Source organism: Methanococcoides methylutens (assembly GCF_000765475.1).
Classification (GTDB): Archaea; Halobacteriota; Methanosarcinia; order Methanosarcinales; family Methanosarcinaceae; genus Methanococcoides; species Methanococcoides methylutens.
The window spans coordinates 103,117-123,163 of sequence record NZ_JRHO01000013.1; the positions used below are offsets into that span (position 1 = coordinate 103,117).

The 20,047-nt window shown below is 43.0% G+C and carries 22 protein-coding genes; 10 read left to right on the top strand and 12 right to left on the bottom strand.

What is annotated here, in order from left to right; translation table 11 throughout:
• The first annotated feature begins 37 nt into the window (after positions 1-37).
• Together LI82_RS06680 and LI82_RS12455 are read left to right on the top strand one after the other, a co-directional pair.
• Complete coding sequence (locus tag LI82_RS06680; RefSeq protein ID WP_048194612.1) at positions 38-1,270, top strand: ABC transporter substrate-binding protein; 1,233 nt, start codon at positions 38-40, stop codon at positions 1,268-1,270.
• 267 nt (positions 1,271-1,537) lie between these two features.
• On the top strand, positions 1,538-1,777 hold the full coding sequence (locus tag LI82_RS12455) for a methyltransferase domain-containing protein (protein WP_052402790.1): 240 nt from the start codon (positions 1,538-1,540) through the stop codon (positions 1,775-1,777).
• Between the two features lie 211 nt (positions 1,778-1,988).
• Here the strand turns inward: LI82_RS12455 and phoU are convergent, their stop codons facing one another.
• Genes phoU through LI82_RS06710 form a run of 5 tightly spaced genes read right to left on the bottom strand, consistent with a single transcriptional unit; the run spans position 1,989 to position 6,090 of the window.
• Positions 1,989-2,639, bottom strand: a complete 651-nt coding sequence (phoU, locus tag LI82_RS06690) for a phosphate signaling complex protein PhoU (RefSeq protein ID WP_048194401.1) — start codon at positions 2,637-2,639, stop codon at positions 1,989-1,991.
• Between the two features lie 4 nt (positions 2,640-2,643).
• Positions 2,644-3,411, bottom strand: coding sequence for a phosphate ABC transporter ATP-binding protein PstB (pstB, locus tag LI82_RS06695; protein WP_048194403.1), 768 nt, complete (start codon positions 3,409-3,411; stop codon positions 2,644-2,646).
• 22 nt (positions 3,412-3,433) lie between these two features.
• Positions 3,434-4,291 (bottom strand): phosphate ABC transporter permease PstA, encoded by an 858-nt coding sequence (pstA, locus tag LI82_RS06700; RefSeq protein ID WP_048194405.1) that lies wholly within the window; start codon positions 4,289-4,291, stop codon positions 3,434-3,436.
• Positions 4,291-5,184 (bottom strand): phosphate ABC transporter permease subunit PstC, encoded by an 894-nt coding sequence (gene pstC, locus LI82_RS06705; RefSeq protein WP_081955767.1) that lies wholly within the window; start codon positions 5,182-5,184, stop codon positions 4,291-4,293. Before pstC ends, pstA begins: the two co-directional genes overlap by 1 nt.
• Positions 5,185-5,220: 36 nt before the next feature.
• A complete protein-coding gene (locus LI82_RS06710) occupies positions 5,221-6,090 on the bottom strand; it encodes a phosphate ABC transporter substrate-binding protein (protein ID WP_048194407.1) in 870 nt (289 codons plus the stop codon).
• A 340-nt stretch (positions 6,091-6,430) separates the two neighbouring features.
• Here LI82_RS06710 and LI82_RS06715 point away from each other — a divergent pair, with 340 nt between their 5' ends.
• Both LI82_RS06715 and LI82_RS06720 read left to right on the top strand, forming a co-directional pair.
• Positions 6,431-7,801: a dihydroorotase gene (locus LI82_RS06715; protein WP_048194409.1), complete on the top strand. Its 1,371-nt coding sequence runs from the start codon at positions 6,431-6,433 to the stop codon at positions 7,799-7,801.
• A 68-nt stretch (positions 7,802-7,869) separates the two neighbouring features.
• Positions 7,870-8,772, top strand: coding sequence for an RAD55 family ATPase (locus tag LI82_RS06720; RefSeq protein WP_048194410.1), 903 nt, complete (start codon positions 7,870-7,872; stop codon positions 8,770-8,772).
• On the opposite strand, the gene LI82_RS06725 is transcribed toward LI82_RS06720, so the two are convergent.
• Complete coding sequence (locus tag LI82_RS06725; RefSeq protein ID WP_048194411.1) at positions 8,752-9,444, bottom strand: DUF1614 domain-containing protein; 693 nt, start codon at positions 9,442-9,444, stop codon at positions 8,752-8,754. The two genes, LI82_RS06720 and LI82_RS06725, sit on opposite strands and share 21 nt — an antisense overlap.
• A 350-nt stretch (positions 9,445-9,794) precedes the next feature.
• Between LI82_RS06725 and LI82_RS13090 the strand changes: the two genes are divergently transcribed.
• Both LI82_RS13090 and LI82_RS12915 read left to right on the top strand, forming a co-directional pair.
• Positions 9,795-9,953, top strand: coding sequence for a hypothetical protein (locus LI82_RS13090; protein ID WP_160174960.1), 159 nt, complete (start codon positions 9,795-9,797; stop codon positions 9,951-9,953).
• Positions 9,954-10,014: 61 nt separating this feature from the next.
• On the top strand, positions 10,015-10,194 hold the full coding sequence (locus tag LI82_RS12915) for a hypothetical protein (protein WP_135607298.1): 180 nt from the start codon (positions 10,015-10,017) through the stop codon (positions 10,192-10,194).
• A gap of 397 nt (positions 10,195-10,591) precedes the next feature.
• Here LI82_RS12915 and LI82_RS12745 read toward each other — a convergent pair whose 3' ends face one another.
• Entirely contained in the window at positions 10,592-10,750 is a 159-nt protein-coding gene (locus tag LI82_RS12745) for a CxxC-x17-CxxC domain-containing protein (protein ID WP_081955768.1), read from the bottom strand.
• Between the two features lie 491 nt (positions 10,751-11,241).
• Here LI82_RS12745 and LI82_RS06730 point away from each other — a divergent pair, with 491 nt between their 5' ends.
• Positions 11,242-11,445, top strand: a complete 204-nt coding sequence (locus LI82_RS06730; protein WP_048194413.1) for a hypothetical protein — start codon at positions 11,242-11,244, stop codon at positions 11,443-11,445.
• Between the two features lie 117 nt (positions 11,446-11,562).
• Here the strand turns inward: LI82_RS06730 and LI82_RS06735 are convergent, their stop codons facing one another.
• The 4 genes from LI82_RS06735 to iorA form a co-directional block, all read right to left on the bottom strand.
• A complete protein-coding gene (locus LI82_RS06735) occupies positions 11,563-12,033 on the bottom strand; it encodes a metal-binding protein (protein ID WP_048194415.1) in 471 nt (156 codons plus the stop codon).
• A 527-nt stretch (positions 12,034-12,560) separates the two neighbouring features.
• Complete coding sequence (locus tag LI82_RS06740; RefSeq protein WP_236622694.1) at positions 12,561-13,877, bottom strand: phenylacetate--CoA ligase family protein; 1,317 nt, start codon at positions 13,875-13,877, stop codon at positions 12,561-12,563.
• 18 nt (positions 13,878-13,895) lie between these two features.
• Positions 13,896-14,531: an indolepyruvate oxidoreductase subunit beta gene (locus LI82_RS06745; RefSeq protein WP_048194417.1), complete on the bottom strand. Its 636-nt coding sequence runs from the start codon at positions 14,529-14,531 to the stop codon at positions 13,896-13,898.
• Positions 14,528-16,417: an indolepyruvate ferredoxin oxidoreductase subunit alpha gene (gene iorA / locus LI82_RS06750; protein ID WP_236622695.1), complete on the bottom strand. Its 1,890-nt coding sequence runs from the start codon at positions 16,415-16,417 to the stop codon at positions 14,528-14,530. Before iorA ends, LI82_RS06745 begins: the two co-directional genes overlap by 4 nt.
• 483 nt (positions 16,418-16,900) lie before the next feature.
• Here iorA and LI82_RS06755 point away from each other — a divergent pair, with 483 nt between their 5' ends.
• The 3 genes from LI82_RS06755 (at position 16,901) to LI82_RS06765 (ending at position 19,498) form a co-directional block, all read left to right on the top strand.
• Complete coding sequence (locus LI82_RS06755; protein WP_048194420.1) at positions 16,901-18,313, top strand: sodium:solute symporter family protein; 1,413 nt, start codon at positions 16,901-16,903, stop codon at positions 18,311-18,313.
• A 255-nt stretch (positions 18,314-18,568) separates the two neighbouring features.
• A complete protein-coding gene (locus LI82_RS06760) occupies positions 18,569-18,916 on the top strand; it encodes a hypothetical protein (RefSeq protein WP_236622705.1) in 348 nt (115 codons plus the stop codon).
• A 126-nt stretch (positions 18,917-19,042) separates the two neighbouring features.
• Positions 19,043-19,498 (top strand): GNAT family N-acetyltransferase, encoded by a 456-nt coding sequence (locus LI82_RS06765; RefSeq protein WP_048194423.1) that lies wholly within the window; start codon positions 19,043-19,045, stop codon positions 19,496-19,498.
• A gap of 45 nt (positions 19,499-19,543) precedes the next feature.
• Here the strand turns inward: LI82_RS06765 and LI82_RS13675 are convergent, their stop codons facing one another.
• On the bottom strand, positions 19,544-19,927 hold the full coding sequence (locus tag LI82_RS13675) for a DUF6713 family protein (RefSeq protein WP_048194425.1): 384 nt from the start codon (positions 19,925-19,927) through the stop codon (positions 19,544-19,546).
• Positions 19,928-20,047: the final 120 nt, after the last annotated feature.

The window sequence follows — 20,047 nt, forward strand, 5'->3', positions numbered from 1 at the left end:
TTTATTTATGCATTATATCAAAAAAGAGGACATAAATATGAAATCCAATTTACAATATTGCGTTTTTGTTACTGTATTGTTGAGCGTCCTGCTGAGTGCAGGATGTGTGGGGAATGCTAGTGAAGATTCCGCAGTATCTCACGAGAAGTACCGAACAGTTGTCGATAGTCGCGGAGTTGCTGTGCAGGTACCAATAGAGATTGAAAAGGTGGCCACGATCAGCGATGGAATGATTGAAGGGGTTATGACTTCGATTGGAGTCCAAGATACTCTTGTGGGTGTGGGGTCAAGCTGTCTTCAACGGAACTTTAAATACGCCTACGAAACCGTCGGTGGGGAGACATTTATCTATGAGGATGGGATGAATCCGGTTACCTATCTGAACCCCGGGATCGTGGACCTTCCTTGCTTTGCAAAGTCCGGTTCTGCGGTGAACTACGAAACACTTGCAAGCCTTGATCCTGATGTGGTGATCGTACGCCTTGGTAGCTGCTCACTGCGTTTCATTGATGATGAAAGCACACAAAAGAGCATCGAAACGATCGAATCTCTTGGAATACCGCTGGTCGTTTTATATGGATCAAATTGCTATGATGATCCGGATGTTACCACCATCTCGGATGAAATTTGCATCATCGGTCAGGTCTTTGGCAAAGAGGCCGAAACTACCAAACTCGCAGGATATCTTGAAAGCCAGACTAATCTTATAAATGAAAGGACAAAAGATATTCCCGATGAAGAAAAACCTGATGTGCTGATTTTTGGAGCATCGCCTAAAGCCCGGGGTGATGGTGGTGCAGGTCAAATCTTTGGTCTTGATACAATCGAGTCGTTCTTTATTCAGGACATTGCTCATGCGAAAAATGGGTTCCAGGAATCAGGGTACTTCAAGACTGTAAGTGCCGAGCACGTGTTGGCATTGGATCCTGATGTGATTGTGCTTTGCACTGCATCTGGATATCACCCGCCACTGGAACTTTATGAGGCACCTTACTACCAGAATCTGCAGGAACTTAGCGCCGTGAAGAACAGACGGGTTGTAGCATTACCGTGGTCACCGTGCAACTGTGCAAAACGGCTTGAATACCCGATTGATGTAATGGTGATTGCAAAGGGAACATATCCGGAGCACTTTGAGGATATTAACCTTGCTGAGTGGCTGTTAGACTTCTACCAGAACGTCTATGGTGTTGACCGCGATACTGCAAAAGAGTTGCGCTCAGCCCAGTGGATGGACTGGACGGTCGAGGGGTGCCCAACCTGCAGTTAAATTCTCAAATCCATATCAACTGAAATTTGATATGGATTTCAACATTTTTTGGCATACAGATTATGAATGTTTTTCACTGACGGTTTTTATCCTTGGATATGGACGCAATAAGGTATTGGAACGATATGAGGACTAACCATGAATGAAAATTTAATAAACTTGAATGAGATCTGGAAACCCCAGATGTTGAAGCAGGTAGAATCGCACAGTAATGTAGATTGTGCTTTTGTATGAGAGGAAAAATAGAATGCAAAGCGCTTCTGGGCGATGTCCGGGGCAAACAGTGGAGAACGGATTGAAAAGACCATAAGTGGAATTTTGATCTCTCCGGATTCCCGAGTGCTTGATGTTGGTGCCGGACGCGGGACATTGGCAATCCCACTTGCAAAAAAGGTCTCCATGTCAGCTGTTGAGCTATTTAGGGGTATGATAAGTGTGCTGCAGCATCCGATCATCAAGGATTGTGAGGTACTTCTGCTCTCTCCGGGAAGTGTGAACTATCTGTAATTGTTGAACCCAGTGCGATAGAACTCGAAATCATTGAGGGAAAGGTAAAGGGAAGTGTTATTCGATGCGATGGGGATTCATGTCGTTATTTTGAGTGAGAAGAAACGAATTAAATGATAATAAATTGAATTGAATTGAAAAAATGATGTTAATAAGGTTCAAAGAACCCTATCAACTTTTAACCGTTCAACCTTTTAAGCACTTCAACCTTTCAATTAAGGTTTGGTCTCTGGTTTGTGACCATATAAACCACACTTTCACAGATATTGCATGCGTGGTCTGCGATACGTTCTAGATACCTGAGGACGAATATCAGGTCAACAGCATTTGGAATAAGGATCGCATCATCTATCATCATATTAACCATCTTTTCCCATGTGGAATAGAATAGCTTATCGACCTTCTCATCCTCTGCAGCTGTTGCTTTTGCAAGTTCAGCATCTGCTTCTGCGTAGGCTTTGATGGAATTAGTGAGCATATTCTGGGTGATGGATGCAATGGTGGTTATTTCGGACAACGGAATCGAATTTTCTCCCTCGATCTTCTTGACAAGCTCTGCAATATTGACTGCAAAATCGCTCATTCTCTCAAGGTCGATGGCGATCTTGTAAGAGGCTGTTATCAGGCGGAGGTCACCGGCCATTGGCTGCTGAAGGGCAAGTAAGTGGGCTGTAGCCTTTTCGACATCATATTCATAATTATCGACGGCTGTATCCATTTCAATAACCTTTTCTGAGAGTTCTATATCAAGGGTTTCCAGAGCTTTTATTGAACTGGCCAGCATTTCTCCGGATACCTTTCCCATCTCTTCTATCTCTGATTTTAAGTAATCAAGTCTCTCAATGTATCTTTCTCTCACCATATGATCACCCGAACCTTCCTGTAATATAGTCCTCAGTACTTTTGACCTGTGGATTCTCAAATATGTTCTTTGTCTTTCCGAACTCTACCAGTTCCCCGAGAAGGAAAAAGGCAGTGTAGTCAGAAATACGTGCTGCCTGTTGCATATTATGTGTAACGATCACGATAGTATAGTCCTTCTTAAGCTCAAGGATAAGGTCCTCGATCTTGGAAGTGGAAATAGGATCAAGAGCACTGCATGGTTCGTCGAACAGGATTATTTCCGGCTTGACTGCAAGTGTTCTTGCAATGCACAACCTTTGCTGCTGTCCGCCACTAAGTGCAAATGCCTGGTCACCAAGTCTCTCCTGAACCTCTTCCATAAGGGCAGCATCATCGAGTGCTTTGTGTACCCTTTCATTTGTCTCGGATTTTGAACAACCATGGATCTTCGGACCATAGGCGATGTTATCATAGATCGACATGGGGAAAGGGTTTGGCTTCTGGAAGACCATTCCAACCTTTTTCCTCAGGTCGACGACATCAACGTCCTTTTCATAGATGTTCTCATCATCAACAAGTACTTCTCCTTCTATCCTGCATGATTTTACCAGGTCGTTCATGCGGTTCAGGCATCTGAGGAATGTTGATTTCCCACAGCCTGAAGGCCCTATTAATGCAGTAACGCTTTTCTCCGGTATGTCAAGTGAAATATCTTTAAGTGCGTGTTTTTCACCGTACCAGAGATTAAGGTCTTTAATATTGATATTCGTATTAATTTCATTTTTAGACATAGGATCATCCTTGAATTCTCTTTTACCTGTTCAGTTTGTTCCGGTAATGTCTTCTTATCACTACTGCAATGCTGTTCATGAAAACAACTATCAAGAGCAGTATCAGTGCTGTTCCATACTGGATCGGTCTTGTCTGTGTGATGTTCGTACCTGAGGTCGCCAGTACGAAAAGGTGGTATGGCAATGCCATGAACTGGGAGAATACCGAATCCGGTATTCTTGGTAAGAAGTATGCTGCTCCTGTAAGCAGGATCGGTGCTGTTTCACCTGCAACCCTGCCGATACTCAGGATTATGCCTGTCATCATTCCGGGGATCGCTGCAGGAAGAATTACCTTTCTTGTGGTCTGCCATTTGGTAACACCCAGTGCGAGGGAAGCTTCCCTGTACTCCTGTGGTACTGTCATCAGTGCTTCCTTGCTTGCACGGATTATCACGGGCAGGATCAGCAAGGCCAATGTCAGGGATGCTGACAGGATGGACGCTCCGAATCCGAAGTACTTGACGAACAATGCCAGTCCGAAAAGGCCGAACACTACTGATGGTGTACCTGCAAGGTTGTTGATCGCCATCTCAATTGCCCAGGAAGTACGTCCCGGAGTTGAATATTCATTAAGGTAAACTGCCGAGAGTATGCCAAGTGGAATTGCAAAGGCCATTGAAAGTCCGATAAGCATGAGACTTCCCACAATTGCCGGGTAAATGCCTCCCTCGGTCATTCTTTTCATTGGCATCTGGGTTATGAAATCAAGGCTGAGCACGCTGTAGCCGTTGACAGTAATGTAGACCACAAGGACCGATACAAAAGCGAGTACTAGTGCCATGGAGAGCTTCAGCGTGGCAAATGCCAGTTTCTCGGATGTCTTTGCTCCAAAGAACATTATGCTGCCTCCTTGAGTCTGTATTTCTTCTTAACGCTGTCAGCGATAAGATTGATTATGAATGTTATTAGGAAAAGTACTGCACCAACTGCGAACAGGGCATGGAAATGATCACTTCCCTGTGGAACTTCTCCCATTTCAAGTGCAATGGTTGCGGTCATTGTCCTTACCGGATCAAAGAGACCTTCGGGAATTCCGGGTATGATAGCAGTATTTCCTGTTACCATCATGACGGTCATGGTCTCGCCGATAGCCCTTCCGATACCAAGCATAACGGCTGCGGATATTCCTGACAATGCTGCTGGTAAGACTACCCTGTAAATAGTCTGCCACTTGGTACTTCCAAGTGCAAGGGAACCTTCCTTTAGTGCAGTGGGAACTGAATTTATAGCATCCTCTGATACTGATATAATTGTAGGAAGTGCCATCATTCCAAGCATGATAGAACCTGCAAGTGCTGTCTGTCCTGTGGGGAGGTCTAGTAGGTCCTGTAGCAACGGGACCACTATAATAAGTCCGAAGAAACCGTAAACGACTGAAGGTATGCCTGCGAGGATCTCTACAAATGGTTTGATAATTTGTGCTACCTTCGGGTCTGCAAGTTCTGATATATAGATCGCAGAAGCAATTCCAAGAGGCACCGAGAGGATAATAGCACCGGCTGTTACGATCAATGATCCTGTCAATAACGGCAACAAACCGAATTTTGCCGGTGATGATGATGGATACCAGGAAGTTTCGGTTAGGAAAGATATGATGGAATAGTCACCGAACAAAAGGTAACCTTCCCTGAAAAGGAAAAAACAAAGAAGGAACAGAGCTACAACTGTAATTCCACTTACCATTAAGAGAGTGGATTCAATTGCCTTTTCCTTCTTTTTTCTATGCATCATAATTTATCCCTGATCCTTTAGGAGATCTTTAAAAAATTAAGCAGGGAAGTACCCTACTTCAAATACTGTTTCTTCTCCGGTCTCGCTGGATATGAATTCAATGAATTCCAGTGCAAGGCCTGTTGGTTCACCGTCAGTGTAGAAGTAAAGTGGTCTTGCAAGCGGGTATGCACCTGAGAGAATGTTCTCGGAGGTTGGTTCCTCAGCACCTTCGCCCTTGTCTACTGCAAGTGCCTTTACTGTCTCGTCAAGGTAAGCGACACCGACATATCCGATAGCATTAGGGTTCTGTGAGACGGTCTGGATGATCGCTCCGGTTGATGGATTGATAAGTGCATCAGCTCTGTATTCGTTTCCTTCCATCACTTCGTCCTTGAAGTACTCGTAGGTACCGGAACTGCTGTCACGTGAGAGAACCACGATCTCAAGGTCTTCGCCACCGACTTCATTCCAGTTGGAGATATCTCCTACATAGATCGCCTCGAGCTGTTCGTATGTCAGATCAGATACAGGGTTCTCAGGATTTACAACAACTGAGATACCATCCCATGCAATTGTCTGCTGCAGTGGGTTGATACCATTTGTCTGTGCATTTTCGATCTCTGATTCTTTCATTGCTCTTGATGTCATTGCGATGTCTACTTCACCATCAATGAGTGCTGCGATACCGACACCGGATCCACCACCGATGATAGATACGATGCTTTCATGGTTTTCCATCATGAAAACTTCAGCTTCTGCCTGTGCAAGTGGAAGTACTGTGTCAGATCCCTTGATCATAATTGACTGCATTTCTTCTTCACTACCGGAATCTGTAGCATCATTACCAACACATCCTGCTCCGAAAAGAGCAAGTGAAGTGACCAGCAAAAGCGTGATCATATATGACATTGATTTTTTGGACATTGGTTCTTTCACCTTATTGAACTAAAGCATTTTTTGGATTTCAGATCGGAAGTGTAATTTATCGACCTGCAAGGGATGAAATAAGGTGAAACGTATATATTCTTTCTCGATATATTCTATATTTCAATATATAATACTAAATATTCGCTATATTCATATATATTCTATATATCTTGATACATAATTTGATCGTTCAGTGAGTATTGAAGCAGAACAGAGAAGTGCAAAATGCTAAAACGATAAAGAACAGTTTTATAATACATAAAAAAGTAAATCCCAGTGTTGACTTAAGTCTAAATCTATATTTAAATCTACATTTTTCAAAAAGGGGCTCCTATCCATGACTGATATCCTAATTAAGAACACAAAGGTCTTCTACAACAACTTTTTGCAACCAGGAGAAATATCGATCAACAATGGAAAGATCGAGCGAATTGCAAAGGATATCAGCGGGGCTGACCCCGATCTCCTGATAGATGCTAAAGGTGCATTGACCATACCTGCAGGTATAGATGCACATGTGCATTTCAGGGAACCTGGTATGATCAAGAAAGAGGACTGGTATACAGGTTCATGTTCAGCAGCAGCAGGCGGCATCACAACTGTGATAGAGCATCCGAACACCATTCCACCTACTATCAGCAAGTCATCTTTCAAGGAAAAGCTTAAACTCGCAAACCGCAAATCGGTAATCGATTTCGGAATCAATGGTGGCGTAACAAAGAACCTTGAGTCACTTTCCCTTCTCTGGGAATTGGGTGTTACCTCATTTGGTGAGATATTCATGGCCGAGTCCACAGGCGGGTTAAACATAGATGAGAAGGACTTTTCGGAAGCTCTTGGGATCATCAAGGAACTTGATGCTGTCGCCTGCATACATGCAGAGGATGAGAACATCCGCCTGGAAAACGAAAAGCTGCTTAAGAAGGACTTTTCCCCTTCATCGCATTCACGAATACGCTCAAACCTCTGTGAAGGATATGCTGTTGAGAAAGCACTTGAAGTCATTGCAGAAAAGGGCACAAGATCACACTTCTGCCATATCAGCACACTTGAGGCACTGGGGCTTATCCGTAAGGAAAAATATGTGGCAGCAGCAGAGAACCGTGAGCATAACGTTACCTGTGAGGTCGCTCCACATCACCTCTTCTTATCTACAAGGGATTGGGACAAGCTGGGAACTTTCGGAAAGATGAACCCCCCATTGCGTGACCGCAGGAATGTGAAAGCGCTTATGAATGCGGTAAATGATGGAACTGTGAGTGCTATAGCTTCAGACCATGCACCACATTCAGAGTTCGATAAGGACCTTGATATCAGGAGTGCACCATCAGGTGTTCCGGGAGTGGAGACACTTATGCCGCTTATGCTAATGGCTGTAAAGAAGAACATTCTTCCGATCGGCAGGATGATAGAGGTCACAAGCAGAAATCCTGCACACATATTTGGCCTTGATACACGTCACTCAAAAGGAGTTTTTGCTGAAGGGTATGATGCCGACCTGATAATTGTGGATACACGCAATGCCACTCCTATCAAAGCTGACAAGCTTCACAGCAAAGCCGGTTGGTCTCCGTTTGAAGGTATGGATGCCATCTTCCCGATGACCACTATCGCTAGGGGTGAAGTTGTCTGGGAGAATGAGGTTATTGCTGAAAAGGGACGCGGAAAGTTCCTTGAAGGGCATGGTTACCCTGAAGAAGAGCAATGATGGACATATTATTCATATATGTGAACACATGAAGTAAGTCTTAAATATGTAGCATTCAATCTACATTTATGGCAAGAAACAAGTTCCCTGTTCACACAACATTAAGTTCTGATGCTGTTAAGATACTTGAAAGGTATGAGAAGGAACTTGGAGCCAAGAACCTTGTACTTGAAAAAGCTCTGATGTCACTTGATAGCAGCAAGTTCAAATCCAAGATCGATACGAACAATATAGAGAAGGCTATCAAAAGGGTCAATACTGGTGTTGTCGGGCTTGATGACATGCTTGAAGGCGGTATTCCGGAAGGATTTACAGTTGTTGTTACAGGTCCTCCGGGAACAGGTAAAACTACCCTTTGTATGCAGTTTTTGATGGAAGGGATCAAGAATGATGAGAAATGCCTCTTTTTCTCCTTTGAAGAAAGGATTCAGCAATTAATTCAGCATTTCATGCGTTTTGGCTGGGATATTGGCAAGCATATCGATGATGGATACCTTGAAGTGTTCGGTATGTCCATGCTGTCATTTGAAGAGATCGGTGAGATCATAGAGTCGTATAAACCGCGACGTATCGTTTTCGATTCTCTTAACATGTTCACCGATCCTGCTGAGTTCAGGAAATCCCTGGAATGGCGTACATTGCATAAGATGCTAAAATCAAAAAATATTACTTCTTTCCTTGTAACTGAGAAAGAGTTTGGAATTGAGACAAAGTCATATGATACATATGATTTCCTTGGAGATGGAATAATCTTCCTTGATAAAATGCAGGCAAATGAGGTCGATGCAAATCTGACCCCTGTTATGGCTGTACAGAAAATGCGAGCTACCCGGGTGGATACTTCCCCACAACCTTTCAGGTTCACGGATAATGGTATTTCAAAGTACAGGACCGTTAACCTGACAGCCAGCAAACTTCAGGAGAGGATGAACATGCGCCAGAACTCTTCTTCAAACGAACCAGGATATTAATGCTGCAACTATTGCTGTCACATACACTGCTTTAAAGCTTCCAACTCCACCAAGGTTGATGAAAGCACTTCCTTTATTCTCTTTATCAAACATCAGCAGTCCTGTGAGATTTCCCAGAAGGATACCTCCAATACCTGATACGAATATCACGGAAGCTGCATTTCCCGGTGCGAAGATGAGTGCGAAAGGCACTGCTATCAAACCAATGTAATCAGGCATCACAATGCCGATACCATTAACAAAATCGGAGAGAAGTGTTGCAGCTACTATCATGATCAGCATGATCTCAAGCCCTACAAAGTCAGGCTGAAATATGATCAGGAACAGCATTACAGCAAAAGGAATTATGAATCCCCCAACATTGAGGGTAATGACCGTGTCGAATGCCAGCTTCATACTGGATGAGATATCTTTTACCAGAGGCACTGAATAGACCTCTTCAAGTGTTGCTGCATCCCTTTGAAGGTCCTGTGTTTTCTTTGTCCTGATGGTACTGACAGGTAGTTCAATATTAGCACCAAGAAGCATGAGAACCAGTATGATGAAAAGTGGATAAGAAGATATTATCCCTAACGAAAGTTCCTGCTGAAAACACAGGAATGCCATAGGCAGTAGTATGGCTCCAAAGATCAAAAACATGCGCATCTCTGATTTATTGATATATCCTCTCATTGTTCTCTTTAATAAGAGCACGTTTTTAGTTATTAAATATTTCTAATGCGAATTCAATTCAAAATCTGATTTTTGTCATCTCAGTTTAAACTTCAGTCCTTTACATATCAATTAGATTGTTCATGAGAAGTCAATAAAGCATCTTTTTTGATGAAAAGGTAAGATCACATTTGCTGGACCTTACCTTCTCTGCCTTAATCAGAAAAGCTACGTAGGTATAAATTCTCTATATATTTTATTGAGTTATCTATAAATTATGTACACATAATATATATGCTTTAAATGTATATTGTCATATGTAACACGAGATCAGAGATAAATAGAGTCTAAATTTAAAAAGAGGAAAGCTAATGATCAAAGTTCAAATCAAAAACGATAGCATTCTGAAAAAGAACTCTCAGTTAAATAATGACCAACATTCAGTGATCGGGGGACACGTCGGGAATGATCTGAATGCTGAAGAGCTTGACCTTTACAGGTTCATGCTCGGTGGCCTCCTATCTAAATGATAGATAGAAGTTAGAAACTTTTAAAAAATCAATAGAGTAGAAACTAACGGAGGGGAAAATTATGGCAAACGAAGAAAAACTGTTATGTCGAAATTGCAACACAGAGCTTGAAAGACAAATGATAGGTCTGAACACATTTTATTGTTGCAGGGAATGTCTGAGTATGACATCTGTCCGGGAAATGATCAATCTCAAGCTAGACATGATGAGATCGATCGGCACGATAAAAGCAAGTTCCTGAAGTGAATAGTTCGGGCTAACGTATATAATTTATAGAATTTATATATTCATTTATTTATTTATTTATTTATTTATTTATTTATTCGTAAACTGAATAAAAGTGCATATTGTCCTTGAAATTGATATGATTAGGGCAATCATTCTGCTTTTTATATCTCATAATGATTTTATTTTTGATATCAATAAGTCTGATGTTATGTGTGATTATTGACAGTACCATTACTGCCATGGGTATTGGAATCAAATAAACGCACTTTGTGCGTCTTAAAGGCCATAATCAGCAACAATAAGCTATTGCTAACATAATAATACAAAAATGAATTGTGCGATGTTGATAGGGATATTCTATCTAATCGCACATTTAACTTTGATCTTTAAAAGTTATTAGTCACATCCACTTAGAATTTTTTAGGTGGTCTGTGGCTCTGGAAGCATTCCCTGCAGTATACCGGTCTGTTTGGGTCCGGTACGAAAGGTACTTCTGTTTCCTGACCGCAGTCAGCACATTTTGCTTTGTGCATATCCCTTGGTCCGTTGTTGAAACCTCTATTTTCCATTTGTTTTCCTCCCTTTATATTGTATACCAATTCGATCCAAAAAGCCGCACTTGGGAATCTATTATTCTTGGGAGGTCTTGATGAACTAGTTGACTATGTTCCCTCATGGTCTGACCGGATATATCACTGTTGGTTTTCAGGTGGCTGAAAATGCTGGTAAGACAGTAAAAAGTTGAGCTGCTTTTTGATTTGTCTCCAAAATGTTTATTGTTTATTTATTGGTCATGGAGTTGCTGGATCAAGGAATGATCAAGTTAGTTCAAACAATTGAGCAGCCTCAGGTATTTATTGATGTGGTAATGATCACTTAATTTGAGAGAATTTACTTAATTTCCTCTATGTGACTGGATACAAACCTTATTAAAGATAGAGGACATTATAAGAACTACGTTTTTTTAAAGGTTTTTGATAATTGGTAATGATTAATTTTTCATTTTGTGAATGAATGGCAAATGTTCATTCGTTTTATTATATTTGTTATAGGAGCTATAATGTCCGATAAACCAAAATGTGCTTTTTACGGTGAAACTAATGATGTTCATGCTTTGATCGGTTGTGTTATCAGAGCATTGGATAAGGCTGATATGTATAAAGAGAAACTTGAATACATCAGGAAGATCAACCGTGATGGCAACATGTTCGATTCAGCTATTAAAACTTCAAGTAATTATGTGGAATTTGTCGAAATTGAATAAGATCAATAATTCATTTTCAAGATACCGATTGACTTGATCGGCATACAAGATCCACAAATAATTCTTAAAAATTCCTTTTCCGGAATCTAATAAAACGAAACTTCTAGAACGAAAATCTCAAAAATAACTTTTTGCTTTTGATATCAGGAAGTCCGATATTATGTGGACTTCCATTGACAGACACATCCCTGCTGTGGTTGCTACTATATACCTCAAAGGTACTTTGTGCAGATCAACACCTGTAAGCAGAAACAATAAGGCTACTATCAATGCAAGATTAATTACAATAGACAGGGGTCCGATTATAGGATTATGGGAGAATCCTCTGTGTTTGAATATAACCTTGTAGGGCCACCAGAGGAACTTGAAGATCTTCCATCTTTTATACGGCTTACTTTCAATATCGAGATCCGGGCTAAGGAAGAATGTTGCGAACAGATAGGATATGGAAAAGACCGATATCATATAAATGTCCAGATAACTGATAGCTATCTCATTTTTTGCCCATATAGTAAGATAGGAAATGACTGCCAGTATAACTAACATCACTGCAATATTTATCGTATCATGTGTTTTTGCGTCTGGCATTGTTAATTCGTTTCCTTGATCTGAATTCTGGCCTTTAATGGTGTGAAGGATTTTATATCTTCGCATCATGGTGCTTTTTCATATCAGGGAACAAATATATGATCCGGGAAAAATGACTTCCGTTCAGGTCAAAGCTTGATATAAAACAGTTTTTCTGTGTTTACAATAACTCCATCCAAAGTAAAATAGCAGCAAATACTCCGATCAGGATCAAGAAAACCAAAATAAAAAGAATATAATCTGAATAATTTGCCTTTTTGAAGGTTATCTCAGCTGAATTCATTTTCTTTGAGGTGGTGTAAGCATCATAAACTCCATATGCACATATTATCAGTCCTGGAATAAGATAAGTAATCCATCCAACAACGACACCTACTAATATTCCAATTCCTTTTTTAAGTTTACCGTTGTAAACTTGTCCTAAACCACTGAATAAAAGGGATAAGAAAGCTGCTAGTCCGGGATTCTTTGGAGATTATGAAGCTGGATATTGTGTGCCAGTAGGAACTCCACAGAAAGGGATTATCTCACATATCCCTGTTATCAATGACCCTCTTGCTCTTCTTCTCACTACGGGGTAGTTCTCCTACTCCGACGCATTCCACATCTACACTGATACCTATGAAGTCCTTGAAGGCTTTATTCAGTGCTTTTGCAGTCCTTGATTTTATTCCGGGATCATCTGCATCAGCGATCTCGACTCTGAAGAGCATTGAATCTCTGCCTTGATATCTTTCAAGAATGATCTGGTATTCGCTGCTGACGCCTTCGACCCTCTGTATGACATCCTCGATCTGGCCGGGATAGACGTTTACAGCTTTGATCTTTATCCTGTCATCGGTACGTCCCAGCAGGCGGTCTATGCGAGGGAAGGGGGATCCACATTTGCAGACTTCAGGAATGATGCGTGTAAGGTCCCTTGTCCTGTAGCGTATCAGGGGTGCCCCTTCCTTTGTTAGGGTTGTTATGACAAGTTCCCCGAGGGTGCCGTCGGGTAGCTTTTCTTCAGTTACCGGGTCGATGATCTCAAAGAGAAGGTGGTCGGACCAGTAGTGAAGCCCTTCATGCATGGAACAATCGAGGGCAATGCCGGGTCCGTAGATCTCGGTGAGGCCGAAGATGTCAAAGCTCTCGATTCCGAGCTCATTCTCTATGCGGGACCGCATCTTTGGGCTCCAGCGCTCGGAACCGATGATGCCGACCTTCAGGTTGATATTGTCCCTCAGGCCCCGTTTGTTGATCTCCTCTGCAAGGAGGAGGGCGTAGGACGAGGTGCTTGCAAGTGCTGTGGACTTGAGGTCGAGGAGCATCTGCAATTGTTTTTCCGTGTTTCCCGGGCCCGTGGGAACTGCCATTGCTCCGAGACGTTCCGCACCTGCCTGGAAACCGATCCCTGCGGTCCAGAGGCCGTATCCGGGTGTTATCTGTATCCTGTCAGTTTCGGTAAGGCCTGCCATCCGGTAGCAGCGCATCATCATTTCTGCCCAGACATCAACATCTTTCTGTGTGTATGGGATGATGACAGGACTGCCGGTGGTGCCTGATGATGAATGTATCCTGATTATCTTTTCATCCGGGACCGCCTGGAGACCCAGGGGATAAGCATCCCGTAATTCCTCTTTGGTGGTGAATGGAAGCTTTGCGATATCTTCTATCGTCTTTATTGAATCGATGTCAAGTCCAGCTTCTTCGAACTTCTTCTGATAGAAAGGACTTCCCGATGCAACCCTTTTGAGAAGATCCTTGAGCTTTATCAATTGATCCTCTTCGGAAGATCCGGTGGCTTCATACTCATTGCAGGCCATGTTCTGCTTTGTTTCTGTATCTTCACAAATATTGCACATCTTCATCATCTCTGAATATCAGGTATCCATTGCCTGCACTTGCACTTGCTCCTGCTTCTCAGGATCCTTCATGCCTGAAACTCTTTCGAGGGACATGTCAAATGCTTTTCTGTTCAGTTCCCTGTACTTCTCCGGTACCATCTTCTCAAGCACGCTCCACAATTCTTCTGGATTGAAAGGAAGCAGGTCTGCACCTGCAGCAGCGGCCAGCATGGCAACGTTTGTTGCCCTGTAGGTTCCTGCTTCTTTTGCAAGCTGCGTGAAATCCACGTTTATGGTTTCCTGACAGTTCTCTTTCAGGAATTCGATTACATGTTCCGGAATGTATTCAGCATTGTTAGCTGAAGCTGAAGGGATCACAGCATGTTCATTTACAACAATGCTGCCGTCTTTGCTCAGGAAATGGATGTTCCTTGCGGCTTCTGCAGGCTCAAGACCAATTATCAGGTCAGCATTCCCGGCAGGGATGAGTGAACCGCAGACCTCGTCCCCGATCCTGACGTGGCTGGTGACCGATCCTTCTCTTTGTGCCATTCCTATTGTTTCTGCGGTGGCCACATGGTAACCGGCATCTATGGCAGCCGTTGCCAGCAGGCGGGATGCAAGTACAACGCCCTGTCCTCCCACACCTGCAATAAGAATATCGAATTTCATTGTAGTACCTCCCTGAGGTCAATAGCATCCGACGGACAGACCTGTGCACACAGGCTGCAACCGGTGCAGTTGTCCTGTATTTGCGGTATTCCTGATGACATCGAGAAGATGGCAGGGCAGCCAAGCTGTGAGACGCAGAAGTTGCAACCTGTACATTTCTCTTCATCGATCACGTATTGTCCTGTTGCTTTTGTGATACCCACGCATTTTCCTTTGAAGACCACAGCAGAGGGACCTTCATACTCTATGGCCATTTTTGCTGTCTCGATACATTTACCAAGGTCATCCGCCTCGATGGTTTCAACAAGGTCCACCCCACAGCTTCGGAGGACTTCGGCAATATCGATTGCCTTTGTAGGATTACCCATGGCGGTCAGTCCGATCCCCGGATGTGGCTGATGTCCTGTCATGGCAGTGGTTCGGTTGTCAAGGACTGCCAGTGTGATGTCAGCATTATTGTAAACGGCGCTGATCATTGCAGCGATTCCGGAATGGAAGAAAGTGGAATCTCCGATGAAGGCTACCTGTTTAGCATAATTTCCCTCCTGATATTGCTGTGTGTGGGAAAGGCCTGCTGCCATGCTGATTCCTGCTCCCATGCAGAGGCAAGTGTCCACCATGTTGAGCGGCTGGGCGTTTCCGAGGGTGTAGCAACCGATATCACCTGAGAATACGGTTCCTTTTCCGTTCTCTTTCTTCAGTTTCGCTGCTGCTTTCTTGAAAGCATAGAAGACAGTTCGGTGCATGCATCCGGCACAGAATGTGGGTGGCCTTACAGGAAGCGAAGGGATATTCTCCCTTGCGACTACAGGTGTTGAATGTGTCAGGAGAGGAACTTCTGCATTCATGGACTGAAGGGAGCTGTTCACTCCTTCGATCACGACATCTACATCATATTCTCCGCTTACAGGGAAGTGGCCGTTCTTCTTTCCATATACGTTCACATCGAGATGATGTCTGCCTATCAGTTGCAGGAACTGCTCCTCGAGGTATGGGTCAAGCTCTTCGATGACTATAAGGTCTGTAATGTCGCTGAGGAACTCAAGAGCTGCTTTTTCAGGGAAGGGATGGACGGTTGCGAGCTTGAAATGCGAGAAAGTTCCTGTTTGCTTATTAGTGGCCTCATTAGTGTACAGGGAGGAAACACCGGAGGATGCAATGCCTATTTTGCTGTTCCCTTTTGATATTGAGTTGAATGTATTTTCACTGAAATGATCTGAGAAACGGTCAGATATCCTGATTTGAAGATCTTCAAGCCAGGGGTGTCTTTGTGCTGTCAGTTTTGGGAATATGGTCCAGCGTGGTTCCTTTACGTAGCCTTCGATGTCACGACCGGCCGGTTCGATGTCTTCTGTAACTACGTCAGCACAGCCATGGGAGACACGGGTGGTGGTCCTGAGTATTACAGGGATCTCCATTTCATGGGACAGCCTGAAGGCCAGTTTTGCCATGTCATAGGCTTCCTGTGGTGTGGATGGGTCAAGAACCGGAATGTTCGAGAAGTGCCCAAAAGCTCTTGTGTCCTGTTCGGTCTGGGAGGAATGTGGTCCGGGGTCATCGGATACAAGAATAACAAGGGAGCCTTTTACTCCTATGTAGGAGAGGCTCATGAGAGGGTCAGAGGCTACGTTGAGTCCGACCTGCTTCATGGTGACCAGGGTATTGGCACCTGAGTAGGCGGCTCCGACTGCTGTTTCCAGTGCTACCTTCTCGTTTGTGGCCCATTCGGCATATATACCATATTTGCTCGCATGAGAGGCGATGGTCTCCATTACTTCAGTGGAAGGTGTCCCCGGATAGCCGCTTGCTACCTGAAGGCCAGCCTTCATCGCCCCAAAGGCGATTGCTTCGTTGCCCATTAATATACGTTTACTGGTCAATATCATTCCTCTTGAATGGATAAGTAGTAAAAGAAAATCAAATTATACAGCAGATCATGCCCGGAACATGAATTATTGCACATATTCATACACTGATGCTGGTCTATGCACTTGTTTGATACAATATAAATATTTTGCCATTTCTTTTTTTGTTTTGCCAGAAAATATGTTAGTAAACTAATCCAAGCTCACTATTTCTTCAATGAAAGTACGAAGTGTGAAATACTTTTAGAATGGCTCTGGCATTGGGAACAAACAAAAATGTTTTTAATCTATAATGTACTATTCCGTGCATCATAGTACATAGTAGTCCAACAAAGAGGAGGGCAGGAATTGGTATTGAAACACAACACATTAAAAATAACCACTACTAAGAATGAAAAACAGAATGGGGAGATGAGCTCCTGATGCCTCTGCCTTACATTTACCTGATGATCGCCGTCATGATCATGCTGGTCACAACATTCTTTTTCGTATTGAGGCAAGACCATGATTAATCTGGTTCTTCTGGTTGTATATATACTTGGGATACTTTTACTTTCCCTGAAGCTCAGGCAGGGAACCTTTTCAGGATTTGTGGTCTCGGACAGGAATGTTATGCATCCTGCGGTAATAGGCATCGCCTATATGGCTGCTTACTTTAGTGCTGCCTCTTTCCTCGGGGGCGGAGGTTACGGTCTCATTGCCGGACTTCCATGGGTTATCTGGGGTGTATTCTTCCATGTAGCATTTGCCTGCCTGGCATTCATCATTGCACCGAAGATATGGATGTTCTCCCAGAAGTACGATGCCAAGACCATACCCCAGCTACTGGAACGCAGGTACGATTCACAGAGAGGCAAGATATTGCTTGCAGGGATCATGCTGTTGATGTACACAATATATCTGGTTGCCATTTTCAAGGGCTGTGCCAACCTTTTCCAGGGACTGCTTGGAGTAACATATGTCCAGGGTCTCCTCATAGCTGTTGCTATCGTGGCACTCTATTATGTGATAGGAGGACTGCCTGCTATCATCTGGATAAGCTTTTTGCAAGGTTTGATCATGCTTGTGGGAGCAGTGCTGCTTTATACAGGTCTTATTTCAAGTGGAGGAGGCATGGCAATATGGGATATGGTCCCGGCCGACATCCTGAGTATGACAGGTGCAGCAGTACCATGGCAAAAGACCTTCGGAATGGCGTTTGCCATCAGTCTCGGACTTCTGGCATTACCCGATCTGTTGATCATGCTGTTCTCTGCAAAGGATAAGAGAGTAGTACGTTTTGCAGGTATCTATGGTCCAATATCCATTACTATTTATGCAATATGCATTTTTTCCCTGGGCGTCATGGTTCACGGGGTATTCAGCCCGGAGCAACTGGCTCCTTTCATGAAAAACCCGGATGGTCTGATACCGTTTCTGGCTACATCACTGCTTCCCCGTGGATTTGATAGTATCGTCCTGCTGGCCGCCATCTCCGCTGCTATGTCAACCATGAGTGCCATTGTGCTGGTCACAACAACAGCCCTTACTTCGGATATCCTGAGGTACCTGCGTCCGGCTATACCCGATGACAAAGTGCTTTGCATGACAAGAATAGTAGGGGTGATGATCATCATAGTTTCGGCATTCTTCGCAATGGATGTGCCACAGATGATAGTACCTCTGGTGTCTGTAAGCATGGGCGTGATTGCTTGCTGTGTCTTCATACCACTTATTTTTGGACTTTACTGGGACCGTGGTACTTCAACCGGATTTGTTGCCAGCCTTGTGGCAAGCTTCGGTTCTGTGGTGCTGTGGCAGTTCCTTGGCAATCCCCTCATCCATCCTGTGTTCATCGGTTTGATATGTGGTACCGTGGCATACCTGGGAGGAAGTCTGGCAAGTCCCCGTCCGACCCCTATGGTGGAAATGGAATGATAGATAGGGTTATGGATAAGGTGTTCGATTCTTGACCCTGTGCTGAAAATAAACCTTCAGCACCATTTCTTTTTCATTTATGCATTTATCCTGCTTGCAAACAGTTTATCTTTGATTAACATTCCCATGCTGGTTAATTTTACATGTCCTGCATGCAGTAGCATCTTTTGATGAATCTCTATTTGGGACCACTTCATGAAAACTGATTTATTGAATAGGTCTTAATTAAATAAAAGGTGTTCAAAATTGAAGAATGTGATCAACAAGAGCTTCGAAATTAAGGATTACGCCATCGATGATTCACAGATCAACGGGTTCTGGATGACATTGCTGGACAAGGAAACTCTAACAACTGAAATAATCTATAGTCCGGAAAAGGCTGGGACCTTTAATTCAGCCGAAGCAAAAAGGATGATAAAAGAGATTACCAGAAAATGTGATGGTTTCAGCTCATTGCTTCCGGAGAACATTAATTGTGAGGTCATTTTCAAAGACCTTGATGACCTGACATATATTGCAGATGAAGGCAACTTTGAAGTAGAATACAGGGAAATGGATGAGATAAGGGTTGTTTATAAGTTCCATGTTCAATATCACATTTGATCTTTTCAAAGTTTACTTTTTTTAAAAATGAGATGTTAGGTCCCGCTGGCGTCCTGGTTAGGTGGTTTGCTGATCGAAAGCCTGTTGGAGATCGTTTTTGTTATGTGATTATTACAGGGGCAAAATATGAATCAAAAAAGCTGGAGAATACGAAAAGCTATTGTTGACGATGCAAAGGGTCTCAAAAAATGTATGGATCTGGCTTACACGAAGTATCTGGATAGACTAAAAGGGGAACGACTGCCGCCCATGGACGTTGATTATGAAGATGAGATCACCTATTTTCCTGTCTGGGTTGCAGAATCTGATAAAGAGATAGTAGGTGGCTTGATCTTAATGTTCGAAGATGATTATACTACGATAGCAAATGTGGCAGTACGTCCTGATTTCCAGGGAACTGGTATTGGTCGGGGGCTAATGGATCTCGCTGAATCAGAAGCTAAACGCAGAGGCTATCTGGAATTACGTTTAGCAACTCATGTATTATTGACCGAGAATATTTCTTTTTACCATCATTTAGGCTGGTCAGAGATCGACCGTGATGATACCCGTGTTTACATGAGAAAAACGATCGATGTTTAATGATCTAGTTAGTGGCCGTTTTTCATTATTTATGCTTCTGCCATTTCACCAGTTTATCATTAGATGGATAGTGAGTACTGCCTGAATCAGGGATACGATCAGGGTTGACACAAGAATGAACAATGAGATGGGGATTTTGAATTCATCTCTTCCTTTCCTGATAAAATACATGTGGGCTGTAAAGGCAAAAATGCCAGCAAAACTCAAGACAAGTGAAAATACCAATCCAGTGAAGGATTGCTGAAAGACTAAAACAAGTCCATATAAGACAAAAAATATCAAAGGAATATGTATCAGAAGAAATCCAGTGATGCTACCTGGTAATTTGAATAGTTCCCATTCTTTCCAGTAGGCAGAGTCGATCTCGTGGTTGATCAATAGAATTGAATTGACCAGATAGACCCAGAATAAAATTTCGGCCGTAATCATTACATCACCTCTGTTAGGTAATTATATATTTATTTTAATCTTTGTTAATAGCTCCTGTCAGATCGATTCTGAACAAACGTAGGGAAGGTCTGTATTTCGGCAAAGCTGGGCACATCCAAA

Coding starts and splice junctions, on each gene's coding strand:
- LI82_RS06680 (WP_048194612.1), top strand. CDS start 38: ATGAAATCCAATTTACAATATTGCGTTTTTGTTACTGTATTGTTGAGC.
- LI82_RS12455 (WP_052402790.1), top strand. CDS start 1,538: ATGTCCGGGGCAAACAGTGGAGAACGGATTGAAAAGACCATAAGTGGA.
- phoU (WP_048194401.1), bottom strand. CDS start 2,639: ATGGTGAGAGAAAGATACATTGAGAGACTTGATTACTTAAAATCAGAG.
- pstB (WP_048194403.1), bottom strand. CDS start 3,411: ATGTCTAAAAATGAAATTAATACGAATATCAATATTAAAGACCTTAAT.
- pstA (WP_048194405.1), bottom strand. CDS start 4,291: ATGTTCTTTGGAGCAAAGACATCCGAGAAACTGGCATTTGCCACGCTG.
- pstC (WP_081955767.1), bottom strand. CDS start 5,184: ATGATGCATAGAAAAAAGAAGGAAAAGGCAATTGAATCCACTCTCTTA.
- LI82_RS06710 (WP_048194407.1), bottom strand. CDS start 6,090: ATGTCCAAAAAATCAATGTCATATATGATCACGCTTTTGCTGGTCACT.
- LI82_RS06715 (WP_048194409.1), top strand. CDS start 6,431: ATGACTGATATCCTAATTAAGAACACAAAGGTCTTCTACAACAACTTT.
- LI82_RS06720 (WP_048194410.1), top strand. CDS start 7,870: ATGGCAAGAAACAAGTTCCCTGTTCACACAACATTAAGTTCTGATGCT.
- LI82_RS06725 (WP_048194411.1), bottom strand. CDS start 9,444: ATGAGAGGATATATCAATAAATCAGAGATGCGCATGTTTTTGATCTTT.
- LI82_RS13090 (WP_160174960.1), top strand. CDS start 9,795: ATGATCAAAGTTCAAATCAAAAACGATAGCATTCTGAAAAAGAACTCT.
- LI82_RS12915 (WP_135607298.1), top strand. CDS start 10,015: ATGGCAAACGAAGAAAAACTGTTATGTCGAAATTGCAACACAGAGCTT.
- LI82_RS12745 (WP_081955768.1), bottom strand. CDS start 10,750: ATGGAAAATAGAGGTTTCAACAACGGACCAAGGGATATGCACAAAGCA.
- LI82_RS06730 (WP_048194413.1), top strand. CDS start 11,242: ATGTCCGATAAACCAAAATGTGCTTTTTACGGTGAAACTAATGATGTT.
- LI82_RS06735 (WP_048194415.1), bottom strand. CDS start 12,033: ATGCCAGACGCAAAAACACATGATACGATAAATATTGCAGTGATGTTA.
- LI82_RS06740 (WP_236622694.1), bottom strand. CDS start 13,877: ATGTGCAATATTTGTGAAGATACAGAAACAAAGCAGAACATGGCCTGC.
- LI82_RS06745 (WP_048194417.1), bottom strand. CDS start 14,531: ATGAAATTCGATATTCTTATTGCAGGTGTGGGAGGACAGGGCGTTGTA.
- iorA (WP_236622695.1), bottom strand. CDS start 16,417: ATGATATTGACCAGTAAACGTATATTAATGGGCAACGAAGCAATCGCC.
- LI82_RS06755 (WP_048194420.1), top strand. CDS start 16,901: ATGATTAATCTGGTTCTTCTGGTTGTATATATACTTGGGATACTTTTA.
- LI82_RS06765 (WP_048194423.1), top strand. CDS start 19,043: ATGAATCAAAAAAGCTGGAGAATACGAAAAGCTATTGTTGACGATGCA.
- LI82_RS13675 (WP_048194425.1), bottom strand. CDS start 19,927: ATGATTACGGCCGAAATTTTATTCTGGGTCTATCTGGTCAATTCAATT.